Below are 12,524 nucleotides of genomic sequence, written 5' to 3'. Positions count from 1 at the left end.
TATGGAAACTGAAAAAGAACAGAATCCCTTTGCCCAGGGCAAACCAGCTGCGGCACAATCCAATACAAAGGGAAACGATCTGCATCACGATTTCCCTTCCTGGGATCTGGTGCCGCCCCATGCTCCTGTACGGAAGGGGGCTGACGCATGAAACCACCGACGATTTATGCAGAATGGATCCCGGTACTGGAGAAATTCGGCCGGGGGGAACAGGACGGGGAAGTGGTGGCCGCCCTAAAGGCCGGCAGGCTTCCGCTTTTCCAGGAGGTGCTGGAACGGTTCACGGTCCGGCTGAAGGATGCCATGGACAAGCGGTACGCCCGGCTGGTCAAGCAGTTCCAGGAACAGGGAGGCTTCCAGAACCCGGATCAGGTGGAAAGTGGCTTGAAGCACCTGCAGCAGGGGCTGGCCTTCCTGAAACAGGCCGTGACCCTGCCTGCCCTGCCGGAAAATCTGCGCAGGGAATTTCCCGGGGAAATCCAGCGGGGCGCTGACCGTCTGCAGCAGAGTCTGGAAAAGTCGGCGCTGCAGGATCCCACGGGTCAGCTGCGCCATCTGCTGCAGCTCTACCCGGTGAATCGATTGGAGGCAAACCATGAGCAATAGACAAGAAGCCAAACAGCTGCTGCGCCGGTACCTGATCGCCCGGATCCCCTTCATCGTGCTCCAGACCATCGAGGTGCCCCGGGCCCTGGCCCTGCTGAAGGAAATCGCGGAAGAACTGGACCAGGAGCAGTGGCTGGGCAGGGATACGTTTTACGCCCATACCCTGAGCAAGGGGGTGTATGCCCTGTGTACGGGACAGACTGTGGACGAAGGGGCCAAATCCACCCTGGGAGCCGGGGATTTCTTCATTACGAAGCTCCAGAAAGAAGACCGGCGGGATCAGACTCTGATCTTGACGGAAATCCCGGACATCAGCGACGATAACAGTGAAGCCCAGCGGATGCTGGACCTGGTGAGCCTGGCCACAGAAAAGTACAGTACCCTGGTGGTACTCTGCCACCGGCCGGTGTGGAACAACCTGCAGCGTCACGGTCTCATCGTCACCCTGGACATGCCTGACGAAGAAGAGATGTACCAGGTGATCCACGACCAGCTGGAGGGTAACCGGGATGCGGTGGACATCCAGTGGGACGAGGGGGATATGCGGGAAGCCGCTGCCACCCTGGCCGGCGTTACGAAGATCGAAGCGGAGAACGTGCTGTCGGCGCTCCTGGCCAAAGGATCCGTCACCAAGGCGGACATGGCCGAGGTGCGCAACGCCAAGAACCGCCTGTTTTCCAATATCTCCGGTCTGGAAAAGATCGCGGTGGACCCCACCATGAAGAAAGTGGGCGGTCTGAAGGGACTCCAGGCCTGGCTGGATGAGAAGAAGGCGCTGCTGAAACCGGAAAAGAAGGAGCTCATGCGGAAACTGCACTTGCAGCCGCCCCGGGGCATCCTGCTGGTGGGGGTGCCGGGCTGTGGCAAATCTCTGTCTGCCAAGGCCATTGCGGCCAACTGGGAACTGCCTCTCTACCGGCTGGATTTTGCCACGGTGCAGGGCAGCTATGTGGGCCAGTCGGAACGGCAGCTGCGGGATGCGTTGACCACAGCCGAGAACGTGTCCCCCTGCATCCTGTGGATCGACGAAATCGAAAAGGGCCTGTCCGGGGCCGGCAGCAATAACGATGGGGGTGTGTCCACCCGGATGGTGGGCCAGTTCCTGTTCTGGCTGCAGGAATGCCGCAAGGCGGTGTTCGTGGTGGCCACGGCCAATGATGTGTCCATGCTGCCTTCGGAACTGCTGCGCCGGGGCCGGTTCGACGAACTGTTCTTCGTGGACCTTCCTACGGAAGAGGAACGGGAGGACATCCTGCACCTGTACTTCCAGCGGTACCTGCAGGTGGATATCCATTCCAACGAGGATTTTGCCGGGCAGCTGGTGGCCCTGACGGACGGCTTCACCGGTGCGGATCTGGAAAGTGCCGTGCGGGAGCTGGCCTATCGGAAGGTGGCGGAACCGGAGCATGAATTGACCAGGGGGGAAATCCTGTCCTCCTTCCAGAATGTGGTTCCGCTTTCCCAGACCAGCCCGGAAAAAATCAATTCCATCCGGAACTGGGGCAAAGAACGGGCGGTCCCTGCTTCCGGCCGCCCCATCGGCGAAGAGAAACTGCCCACCCACACCGGCAATCTGGTGCGGCGGGTGCTGGTCCGGAAAAAGGAGGAGTGACCCATGTTCCTGAGCAGACAGAAACGGCAGACCCTGGCGGGGAGCACCCTGCAGACAAACGCCACAGGATCCCGGCAGCAGACCGGGACCCTGACGGGGGAAGGCGCCCGGCTGCTGCGGCAGAACCGGACACCGGCCTATATGGACGCCCTGGGAAAACTGGATGCCGGAGACGCCAGGCTGGACCCGGAATTTGCGGCCAGGGTGGTGGCCCGGATCCGGAAGGAATTCCCGGCAGTCCAGTGCCTGGGCAGCTTCCTGGGCATCCTGGCCCCATGCCATATCGACGATACCTATGATGTACACACCCTGGACTGGAAGGAGGACATCCTCCAGCACTACCACAGGGGAGAAGCCCTTCCGGAGGGACTTGCCAAGGGACGCAGCCTGGCACTCTACGGGGGCTATGCCTTCGTGGAGGTGTACACGGACTGCTGCCGGGGGGTCTATCCCGACGGCCATGTGGCCGTGATCCCTGACTGATGGGATTGTGAACCTTTTGGAGTACCTTGCTCCGGGTGACTGACGGGGTGGGGCAAATATGCTATACTGTAGGAAACAGGCGAGATTCGCCAAGCTACCTGTTAGGAGGGATTCATATGACAGAAGAAATGGATAAACGGGATAAAATGGAACAAGAGGACGATGCTGTGGAAGCAGAAGCCCGCCCCATGGACGAAGCACCGGACGAAGAACTGGAAACGGTGGATATCGCCCATGAATCGGAACAGATCATCCGCTGGGGCGCAGCCCGTGCCAGTGTGATCGTCATGACCCCCTTCCTGGGGAGCCTGGCCCTGATGGCCAACGAAGTGTACATGATCACCCGGCTGTGCGATCTGCGGGGTGTGGAACTGGAAACCGGCGCCATCGCCGGGCTGGTAGGCTCTTTGGGGGCCTCCTTCGTGGGTCAGACCGTATTCACCATGATTCCGTTCCCGCCGCTGCAGGTCCCCATGGCTGTGGGCATCACCTATGCTGTGGGCAAGGCGGCCAACGCCTGGCTGGATGCCGGCCGCCCCGACGATCTGAGCCAGTTCAGGACCCTGTATGAACAGGCCCGGAAGGAAGGCATGGCCAGATTCCGGGAATTCACCCAGGACAAACGGAAGAACATGCCCCTGGGGGATGAACGGAAGAAAGTGGCCGACAAGGCCCGTCCTCTGTTCGACAAACTGAAGGACCGGGCCGATGAAGCCGCTGTGAAACTGGGTGAAGTGGCTGAAAACATGGGTACCTATGTGGAAGACCTGAATCTCCTGGTGGCCCCGTTCCGGGAAGCTGCCAGCCGGTGGATCAGTGCCCAGAACTGGGAACAGCTGCGCCGGGGTGAACTGGTGGTGCCTTACACCGACCTGGCCAGGGGCCTGGGCGAAGCCATGAAGGACAGCGAATTCAAGTTCCGTGACTGCCAGTACAAGGGCGACCACCAGCTGCAGGTGACCGTGGAACACGAAAAATACGGCAGCCTGACTGCCGATGTGGAAATCGAGGCACTGGCCCTGAACAACACGGCTTCCTATGCCCGGTTCCGCATCCACGATTTCGCCATTGCTGACAACAAACTGGGCGAACTGCTGGTACGGCTGCTGGGGACCCGGATCATCATGAGCCTGGTGAATGCCATCTTCAATATGACGGTGGTGAACCGGGACGACCTGATCTGTACCTTCAATGACAAGAGCCTGACGGTGGACTTTACGGAAGTGGTGGCCAAGAGCAAGGTGGCACAGCTGAAGGTGAAGGGGTATAATCTGTTCGATCTGGTCAAACTGACTGGACTGGTTCCGGAAGCGGATGGACTGCATGTATACAGCAAATGGGGCCTGAAAAAGTAGAAACAGAAAATGTCCATATAAGAAGATACATGTGTTTACAATAAGAGAGAGGGTGGTAACACCCTCTCTCTTATTTTACGAATAATAGTAAATATACACAGAAGTCCCACAATTGTTGTAGATTTTTTGTGACGAAAGGATTATAATAAACGCGACAGTAAAATTGCGAATGGAAGGGATTCGCAGAAGGGGGTTTATTCAATGATTAGCTTCTTTGTGTGTCTTGCTATCTTAATTGCTGGTTATTTCATTTATGGCGGATACGTAGAAAGCTGCTTCCGTCCTCCTATCGATGACAGAAAGACTCCTGCCTATCGTCTGGAAGATGGTGTTGACTACGTACCTATGGAAAACTGGAGAGTTTTCCTGATTCAGCTGCTGAACATCGCCGGCCTGGGTCCTATCTTCGGTGCTCTGGCTGGTGCTATGTGGGGTCCTGCCGTATTCCTGTGGATCACGTTCGGTACTGTGTTTGCAGGCGGTGTCCATGACTTCATTTCCGGCGTACTGTCCGAACGGAATGATGGGGCATCCATTTCCGAACTGTGCGGCAAATACCTGGGGCCGACCATGCGTCACATCATGCGTGGCTTCTCCGTTGTCCTGCTGATCCTGGTAGGCGTTGCCTTCACCACTGGCCCTGCCGGCCTGCTGACCAAGATCACCCCGCTGAGCTACAACTTCTGGCTGGTTATCCTGCTGCTCTATTATTTCTGTGCTACATTCCTGCCGGTTGATAAGCTGATCGGGAAACTGTATCCGTTCTTCGGCTTCTGCCTGATCTTCATGGCTATCGGTGTTGCCTGCGGTCTGTTTTTCGAAGGGTATCATATCCCTGAAATCGCTCTGACCAACATGCATCCGAAAGGCACCCCGATCTGGCCGATCATGTTCATCACCGTGGCCTGCGGTGCCATTTCCGGGTTCCATTCCACCCAGTCTCCTATCATGGCTCGGTGCATCAAGAGTGAACGGGACTGCCACAAGATCTTCTACGGAGCTATGGTCTGCGAAGGCATCATTGCTCTGATCTGGGCTGCTGCTGGTGTTTCCTTCTATGGAAATACTTCCGGCCTGGCCGATGCATTCGTGAAATACCATGGCGCCGGCGGCGTTGTGTATGATATCTGCTCCGGCCTGATGGGCTATCTGGGTACTGTCATCGCTATGGTCGGTGTTATCGCCTGCCCTGTATCCTCCGCAGATACGGCCTTCCGTTCTGCCCGGTACACCGTGGTTGACTGGTTCAAGATTGATCAGCACACCCTGGTTTCCCGTCTGAAACTGGCTGTGCCCATCATCGCCGTTGGCGGTATCCTGACCCAGGTGGATGTAACCATCCTGTGGAGATACTTCTCCTGGACGAACCAGACCCTGGCTATGCTGGTGCTGTGGTCCGGTGCCATGTACCTGTATGCTAACAAGGGCAATGCCTGGATCGCCATCATTCCTGCAACCTTCATGAGCGCAGTATCCTGCACCTACATCCTGGTTGCTAAAGAAGGGCTGCAACTGAGCACGTCCGTTGCTTACCCCGCTGGCATCATTTTCGCCATCGTTGCCTTCTGCCTGTTCTGGAAACGGGCCAAGAAAGTTGACCGTGGCGAACTGGATATTGCCGACAAACCTGTCCAAGGTTGATTCCTTGTAAAAAATCCATTTCCCTTCAAAAAGGCCCGGGAGCTTTGCTCCCGGGTCTTTTTTTGCTTTTTCCAGAACTGTATACAAAAATAATTCGGATGCAAAATATACATGATTTTCAGGATCTTGTATAAAAAACATTACAGTTTTCTTGAGAAATTGCATGAAGTATGCAAAGGAAAACGATAAAATGTATAAAATAAAAGAAAAAAGCCCTTTACATGTATACAAGATATGGTATACTAGGACACATCAACCTCAATGGTAGAAAGACGGACGCGAAAAAACGTTACAAAATCACAGAGAGAAGGAAAGAATCAATGGAACATACGTACAATCCGGTCACTCCGGAACTGGTGGAAGAATTAAAAAAAGTGGTGGGCGACCATTATGTGAAGACGGATGAGGAATATCTGGAACAATATCAGACAGATGAAGAGGGGAACCCTCACTTCTTCAAAAAACCGGAAGTGGTGGTATTCCCGGGTACCACGGAAGAAGTAGCCGCCATCGTGAAACTGGCCAACAAATACATGGTTCCCATCACTCCCCGCAGCGCCGGTACCGGTGTGGCCTGTGGCGCCATCCCCATCTATCACGGCATGGTGGTGGAACTGCAGCGCATGAACAAGATCCTAAAACTGGATGCGGACAATTTCTACGCCGTGTGCCAGACCGGCGTATTTACCGGCCAGCTGCAGGCTGAAGCCAGGAAGGCCGGCGTCATGTACGCCGGGGATCCTTCCAGTGCCGAATCCTGCCAGATCGGCGGCAACGTGGCCAACAACGCCGGCGGCAACCGGGCTGTACGGTACGGTACCACCCGTGATCAGATCTACGCCCTGAAGGTGGTCACTCCCACCGGTGACATCGTGGACGTGGGCGCCCGGCTGAAGAAATGCTCCACCGGCCTGTGCCTGGAACAGTTATTCGCCGGCAGCGAAGGCACCTTGGGCATCATCACGGAAGTCACCGTGAAACTGCGTCCGCTGCCTCCCTACGCGTTCAACATGGTCTGCGTCTTCAAGACCGATAAAGAAGCCTTTGCCCTGCCCAACAAGATCCTGAAGGCCGGCATCGACCCCACCTCCATCGAATATATGGGCAACTCCGCCATCGACATGACGGTGAAATACCTGAACAAATTGAACCAGCACATGGAATTCCCCCATGTGGAGGAAGGCTGCTGCTACGTGATCGTAACCGTGGAAAGCTTCGACCAGGATGAATCCGACCGGAAAATGGAGAAGCTGTGCGATCTGGCAGAAGCCAACGGCTCCATCGACGAATTCGAGGCGGACGAACGGATCTGGGTCCTGCGGAAACAGTTTGCTGAAGCAGCTCGGGATATCGACAAGATGTTCCAGACGGAAGATTTCGTGGTGCCTCTGGACAAGATTGCGGAAATGACCGCCCAGATTCCCGAACTGGAAAAGAAATACAACCTGTACACCGTAACCGTGGCCCACATCGGCGATGGCAACATCCATGTGCTGCCTTTGAATAAATATGGCATGAGTCCGGAAGACTGGTTCAAGACCATCAAGGCCTTCCATGCGGATCTGTTCCCCCGCGTCTATGCCCTGGGCGGCAAGATGAGCGGCGAACACGGTATTGGCTACAAGAAGCTGGAAGAATTCGCCCGCTGCACGCCGGCAGGCGAAGTGAAGATGATCAAAGCCATCAAACGGGCCCTGGATCCCAACAACATCATGAACCCGGGCAAACTGGTGGATATCAACGGCGATTTCATCGCGTAAGTAAATTAAAAGGGCTGTGAATCTCAATCACAGTCCTTTTTTATTTTTGCCAGCACAGCTGGCTTCCTTCGACTAGTGACTAGTGACTAGTGACAGGGCCGCAGGCCCGCTTAGCGGGGGTGTGAAGTATTCACACCCTTTTTTTTGTTGTATAATAAGGAGGAATTGACTTTACGAAAACGGGGCCCTGCCCCTTGAGGAGATATGCCATGAAATCTTGTTTACCAAAGGGACTGGTGCTGCTTCTGGGCTGGCTGCTGTGTCTGCCCATCTGGGCCGGGGCGGCGCCCCAGATGGAACTGGGGTCAGCCCTGAGCCCGGAAAAGGACCTGCGGGCCCTGGTACTGAGCCGCTACGGTGTCCCGCCTGACAAACCTGCCACCTGTACGGATCCCCGCAACGGAGTTACGTTCACCCTGCCGGAGGGTTTTACGCTGCAGGGAGTCTACGGCAGGGGCCAGGACCATCAGGACATCCTAATCCGGGCCACGAAGGGAGATGCGGTGCTGGTGTACATGGCCAACGGCGCCATGATGAAGACGGACGGCCAGACCCAGGCCAAACCCTTCCAGTCGGAAAAGGTCATGCTGGACATTACCTATCGGACGTACCAGGAGGAAGCCAGGGCCAAGGGCCTTGCGGTGGAGGACAGCAGGCTGGGCACTTTTGCCGGACGGGATGGCATCCACATCCGGCAGATGGAGGACGGGAAACTGTCCGACCGGTATTTTTTTGCTGACCGGAAGAACCTGTACTCCTTCACCTTGCTGGCCCCGGAAAAAGAGATGGATCCTGCCCTGGAACGATCCTTCCAGAACAGCCTGGAAAGCCTGAAGATCCCCACTGCTTACGAGCGGGTGGAGGTACCCCACAGCGGGGTGTCCTACGAAATTCCCTATGGAAGTGTGGATATCCAGAAAGCCACCGATCCGGGGGACCCTCACCAGCTGAACCGGCTGCACCTGGACAACCAGCTGATCACCGGGGTGATCTACAGACCCCTCCAGGATACCATGGAGTATGCGTTCCTGCCCGACAGCCTGGACGGCCTGTGTGCCCAGGATCAGGAGAATCTGAGCCGGCTCATGAACGCGAACCGGCAGGCTCAGTGGGAGAAAACCCATCCCGGGCTGCGGCTGAAGAAAAATGTGACCTATTTTGCCAGAAAGGCCGGCCGGCCCTGCATCGTAGAGGAGGAAGTGACCCCCGGGGGCAAAAGCCTGGGCTATGTCTTCCTGCAGGATGGCATGTTCCTTTCCCTGGACTATATGCAGCTGGGGGAAAAGGACCAGCAGGATGTGATCGACCATAGCGTGGACAGCCTGCGGTGGACTTCCGATGGCTCTGGAAAGAAGGACGATCAGGGAACGGCCCTGCCTTCCCGATAAAAACAGGCGGGGAAGAAGGAGCTGATTTACATGGATGAAAAAGAATTCAAACAGGATATCGACACCCTGGACCGCTGGATCCGGGATGCCAGGAGCATTGTTTTCTTCGGCGGAGCCGGGGTTTCCACAGCCAGTGGCATCCCGGATTTCCGCAGCAAGGACGGACTTTACAACCAGCACGATGTGCAGTTCGAACAGTACAGGCCGGAATATCTGCTGAGCCACAGTTGCCTGGTCAATGAACCGAAGGTGTATTTTGAATTCCATCGGCAGAAGATGGATACCCGGAAGATTCAGCCCAACAATGCCCATAAATACCTGGCGGCCCTGGAAAAACGGGAACCGGAGAAGTTCCTGGGCATCGTGACCCAGAACATCGACGGGCTGCACCAGAAGGCGGGCAGCCAAAAAGTGTACGAGATCCACGGCAGCGCCCTGCGGAACTACTGCATGAGCTGCGGCAAGGTGTATCCACCCGACTACATCTTCGAATCGAAGGAACCGGTGCCTCACTGCAGCTGTGGCGGCGTGATCCGCCCCGACATCACCCTGTACGAGGAAATGCTGCCCGACGAGGCGGTGGAAAAGGCCGTGGGGGCCATTTCCAAAGCGGATCTGATGATCATTGCCGGTACCAGTCTGACCGTGTATCCGGCGGCCTCCTTCATCAACTATTTCCATGGCCGGTATCTGGTGATCCTGAACCGGGATCCCCTGGGGGTGCACCTGAAGGCACAGACCCTGGCCATCACCGACGATATGGACAAGGTTTTTGCAACCCTGGCCAAAAAAGAAGATATGGAGTTGTAAGGGCCATTTGTGCTATAATGACAGGAGTATTGCATAGACTTATTGGGGGTACTCATTATGTTAGATTTGAAATTTGTCCGGGATAACACGGAAAAAGTGGAACAGATGCTGAAGAACCGCCATGCCAAGGTGGATCTGGTGGAATTCAAGCAGCTGGATGCCAAACGGCGTACGCTGATCCAGGAAGTGGAAGCTGACAAGAGCCAGCGGAATACGGTCAGCGCTGAGATCAGCCAGATGAAGCGCAACGGGGAAGACGCTACGGAAAAGATTACGGCCATGCGTGCCCTGGGCGATAAGATCTCTGCTACGGATAAAGAACTGAAGGAAGTGGAGGAACGGCTCCATGCGGTGATGCTCACCATCCCCAATATGCCGGCTGCAGATGTACCGGTGGGCAAGGATGATACGGAAAATCCGGAAATCCGCAAATGGGGCGAACCCAAACATTTCGACTTTGAACCGAAAGCCCATTGGGATATCGGCGAAAAACTGGGCATCCTGGATTCGGAACGGGCTGCCAAGGTTTCCGGTGCCCGGTTCTACTATTACAAAGGGGCCGGTGCCCGTCTGGAACGTGCGGTCTATAACTTCTTCCTGGACCAGCACACCCGGAACGATGGCTACACCGAAGTGATTCCGCCTTACATCGTGAATACGGCTTCCATGACCGGTACCGGGCAACTGCCGAAATTCCATGAGGACATGTACAAAGTGGAAGGCCAGGACATGTACCTGATCCCCACCGCCGAGGTGCCTCTGACCAACTACTATCGGGATGAGATCATTGACGGCAAAGAGCTTCCCATCTATCTGACCGCCATGACGCCCTGCTTCCGGGCCGAAGCCGGCAGCGCCGGGAAAGATACCCGGGGCCTGATCCGGCAGCACCAGTTCCACAAAGTGGAAATGGTGAAGTTCTGCAAACCGGAAGACAGCTATGACGAGCTGGAAAAACTGGTGAACAACGCCGAAGAATGCCTGAAGCTGCTGGGTCTGCCCTACCATGTGGTCTGCCTGTGCACCGGCGACCTGGGCTTCTCTGCCGCCAAATGCTACGACGTGGAAGTCTGGTTCCCGCAACAGAACAAGTATCGTGAAATCTCTTCCTGCTCCAATACGGAAGACTTCCAGGCTCGCCGGGCCAACATCCGGTTCCGCCGGGATGCCAAGTCTAAACCGGAATATGTACATACCCTGAACGGCTCCGGGCTGGCCGTAGGCCGTACCGTGGCTGCCATCCTGGAAAACTACCAGCAGGCCGACGGGTCCGTGGTGGTCCCCGAAGTGCTGCGCAAGTACATGGGCTGCGATGTGATTACCGGAGTGAACTCCTGAGAAAGTTCTATTATTCGCTACAATTGAATAATTATGCGACACCCGCCTTTCTGGGCGGGTGTTTCATTTTTTAGTATCTGGACATATCGGGCTCATACGGACTCATACGCCCTCAATCGGGGAAAATCGGGCAATGGGGAAAAAAGTAGCGGATTCCAGATTAAAACCATATCTGTGAATATTTTTCTTGAAACTCCTTCGAACTCCTCAAATCTCCTCTTTTTTCCTCGTTTTTCCTCTTGCACTTTCCCCAATCCGTAGTATAATGAACTACGAATTTAGGGAAGACCGGAAAGGCCGTCACGGAAACAACGGGCCCGGAAGGTCCAAAGGGGGATGGATAATGAACGAACAAAGTTTTTTCCAATTGACTCAAGAAGCTGTCACCAGCCTGGCTGAACGGTATGGCACACCTCTTTTGGTGCTTTCTCTGGAGCAGGTTGAGAAAAACTATGATATCCTGCGGGAACACATCCCGCAACTGAAAATCCATTATGCAATGAAAGCAAATCCGGATCTGCACATCCTGGATCTGCTCATCAATAAAGGAGCCTGCTTCGATGTGGCCAGCGACGGGGAAATCCGTACCCTGAGCCAGCTGGGGGTATCCGGTGACCGGATGATCTACGCCAACCCCATCAAACTGGATGCGGGCTTTGCTGCCTGCCGGGATGCCGGTGTGTACCGGATGACCTATGACAGCGAAAGTGAAATCAAAAAGATCGCTGAACACTGCCCTGGCGCCACGGTGCTGCTGCGGCTGCGCATCGACAATGCCCAGGCCCATGTGGACCTGAACAAGAAATTCGGCTGCCCCCGGGAACGTGCCCTGGAACTGATGCTGAAGGCGAAGGAAGCCGGCCTGGATGTAGCAGGCGTCGCTTTCCATGTAGGCAGCCAGACGGTGGCAGCGGATCCCTACTTCCACGCCATGGACATTACCAAGGAACTGATGGAGGAAGCCCGGAAGGCAGGGCTTACCATGCGGGTGCTGGACATCGGCGGCGGGTTCCCCATTCCGGAAACCGGCGTCCATTATAATCTGACGGCGCTGCTGGACCAGGTGGCTGCCCGGCTGCGGGAAGATTTCAGCGACCTGGAGATCTGGGCGGAACCGGGCCGGTATATGTGCGGAACGGCTGTGAACCTGATCACCCGGGTCATCGGCGAAAATGAACGGAATGGCCAGACCTGGTATTTCCTGGATGACGGTATTTATGGCACTTTTTCCGGTGTGATTTTCGACCAGTGGGATTTCAAGCTGATCAGTTTCAAGGAGGGCCGAAAGATTCCGGCCACCTTTGCCGGTCCCAGCTGCGACTCCCTGGACATTATGTTCCGGGGGAAGATGACGGAACCCCTGGAAGTGGGGGATGTGCTGCTGGTGCCCGTGTGCGGTGCCTACACTTCCGCTTCTGCCACTACCTTCAACGGTTTCCGGAAAGCCAGAACGGTGATCTGGGAAGAAGTACGGGAAGAACTGGGCCTGGATGCCCTGAGCATGGCTGGATAAAAGAGAAACAAAAAGAAC

General features: G+C 55.8%; 11 protein-coding genes. All 11 read left to right on the top strand.

The genetic code is table 11. The features are described from left to right. Nucleotide 1 precedes the first annotated feature (1 nt). The 11 genes from BQ5462_RS11200 (at nucleotide 2) to BQ5462_RS01120 (ending at nucleotide 12,506) form a co-directional block, all read left to right on the top strand. Nucleotides 2-151 (top strand): hypothetical protein, encoded by a 150-nt coding sequence (locus tag BQ5462_RS11200; protein WP_159429661.1) that lies wholly within the window; start codon nucleotides 2-4, stop codon nucleotides 149-151. Then, on the top strand, nucleotides 148-606 hold the full coding sequence (locus tag BQ5462_RS01165) for a hypothetical protein (RefSeq protein WP_071141620.1): 459 nt from the start codon (nucleotides 148-150) through the stop codon (nucleotides 604-606). The genes BQ5462_RS11200 and BQ5462_RS01165 overlap by 4 nt, the downstream gene beginning before the upstream one ends. Continuing rightward, nucleotides 596-2,218 (top strand): AAA family ATPase, encoded by a 1,623-nt coding sequence (locus tag BQ5462_RS01160; RefSeq protein ID WP_071141619.1) that lies wholly within the window; start codon nucleotides 596-598, stop codon nucleotides 2,216-2,218. Before BQ5462_RS01165 ends, BQ5462_RS01160 begins: the two co-directional genes overlap by 11 nt. A gap of 3 nt (nucleotides 2,219-2,221) precedes the next feature. Further along, nucleotides 2,222-2,701, top strand: coding sequence for a hypothetical protein (locus BQ5462_RS01155; RefSeq protein WP_071141618.1), 480 nt, complete (start codon nucleotides 2,222-2,224; stop codon nucleotides 2,699-2,701). A gap of 116 nt (nucleotides 2,702-2,817) precedes the next feature. Continuing rightward, nucleotides 2,818-4,056 carry a hypothetical protein gene (locus tag BQ5462_RS01150; RefSeq protein ID WP_071141617.1) on the top strand — a complete coding sequence of 413 codons (1,239 nt, stop codon included), beginning with the start codon at nucleotides 2,818-2,820 and terminating at the stop codon, nucleotides 4,054-4,056. 201 nt (nucleotides 4,057-4,257) lie between these two features. Continuing rightward, on the top strand, nucleotides 4,258-5,697 hold the full coding sequence (locus tag BQ5462_RS01145) for a carbon starvation CstA family protein (RefSeq protein ID WP_071141616.1): 1,440 nt from the start codon (nucleotides 4,258-4,260) through the stop codon (nucleotides 5,695-5,697). A 320-nt stretch (nucleotides 5,698-6,017) separates the two neighbouring features. After that, the gene (locus tag BQ5462_RS01140) at nucleotides 6,018-7,457 is read left to right on the top strand and encodes an FAD-binding oxidoreductase (RefSeq protein ID WP_071141615.1); all 1,440 of its coding nucleotides are present in this window, start codon (nucleotides 6,018-6,020) and stop codon (nucleotides 7,455-7,457) included. Between the two features lie 209 nt (nucleotides 7,458-7,666). Further along, on the top strand, nucleotides 7,667-8,845 hold the full coding sequence (locus BQ5462_RS01135) for a hypothetical protein (protein ID WP_071141614.1): 1,179 nt from the start codon (nucleotides 7,667-7,669) through the stop codon (nucleotides 8,843-8,845). A gap of 30 nt (nucleotides 8,846-8,875) precedes the next feature. Beyond that, nucleotides 8,876-9,655 carry an NAD-dependent protein deacylase gene (locus tag BQ5462_RS01130; RefSeq protein ID WP_071141613.1) on the top strand — a complete coding sequence of 260 codons (780 nt, stop codon included), beginning with the start codon at nucleotides 8,876-8,878 and terminating at the stop codon, nucleotides 9,653-9,655. Between the two features lie 57 nt (nucleotides 9,656-9,712). Further along, nucleotides 9,713-10,993 carry a serine--tRNA ligase gene (gene serS / locus BQ5462_RS01125; protein WP_071141612.1) on the top strand — a complete coding sequence of 427 codons (1,281 nt, stop codon included), beginning with the start codon at nucleotides 9,713-9,715 and terminating at the stop codon, nucleotides 10,991-10,993. A 343-nt stretch (nucleotides 10,994-11,336) separates the two neighbouring features. After that, nucleotides 11,337-12,506, top strand: coding sequence for a type III PLP-dependent enzyme (locus tag BQ5462_RS01120; protein ID WP_071141611.1), 1,170 nt, complete (start codon nucleotides 11,337-11,339; stop codon nucleotides 12,504-12,506). The last annotated feature ends 18 nt before the right edge of the window (nucleotides 12,507-12,524 follow it).

The sequence above is a fragment of the Acidaminococcus timonensis genome (assembly GCF_900106585.1).
Lineage (GTDB): Bacteria > Bacillota > Negativicutes > Acidaminococcales > Acidaminococcaceae > Acidaminococcus > Acidaminococcus timonensis.
Note: the sequence above shows the minus strand (reverse complement) of the source record. Positions and strands in the feature narration are given on the sequence as shown.

Excerpts from the sequence above, each read along its gene's own strand:
- BQ5462_RS11200 (WP_159429661.1), top strand. The coding sequence starts at position 2 with ATGGAAACTGAAAAAGAACAGAATCCCTTTGCCCAGGGCAAACCAGCT.
- BQ5462_RS01165 (WP_071141620.1), top strand. The coding sequence starts at position 148 with ATGAAACCACCGACGATTTATGCAGAATGGATCCCGGTACTGGAGAAA.
- BQ5462_RS01160 (WP_071141619.1), top strand. The coding sequence starts at position 596 with ATGAGCAATAGACAAGAAGCCAAACAGCTGCTGCGCCGGTACCTGATC.
- BQ5462_RS01155 (WP_071141618.1), top strand. The coding sequence starts at position 2,222 with ATGTTCCTGAGCAGACAGAAACGGCAGACCCTGGCGGGGAGCACCCTG.
- BQ5462_RS01150 (WP_071141617.1), top strand. The coding sequence starts at position 2,818 with ATGACAGAAGAAATGGATAAACGGGATAAAATGGAACAAGAGGACGAT.
- BQ5462_RS01145 (WP_071141616.1), top strand. The coding sequence starts at position 4,258 with ATGATTAGCTTCTTTGTGTGTCTTGCTATCTTAATTGCTGGTTATTTC.
- BQ5462_RS01140 (WP_071141615.1), top strand. The coding sequence starts at position 6,018 with ATGGAACATACGTACAATCCGGTCACTCCGGAACTGGTGGAAGAATTA.
- BQ5462_RS01135 (WP_071141614.1), top strand. The coding sequence starts at position 7,667 with ATGAAATCTTGTTTACCAAAGGGACTGGTGCTGCTTCTGGGCTGGCTG.
- BQ5462_RS01130 (WP_071141613.1), top strand. The coding sequence starts at position 8,876 with ATGGATGAAAAAGAATTCAAACAGGATATCGACACCCTGGACCGCTGG.
- serS (WP_071141612.1), top strand. The coding sequence starts at position 9,713 with ATGTTAGATTTGAAATTTGTCCGGGATAACACGGAAAAAGTGGAACAG.
- BQ5462_RS01120 (WP_071141611.1), top strand. The coding sequence starts at position 11,337 with ATGAACGAACAAAGTTTTTTCCAATTGACTCAAGAAGCTGTCACCAGC.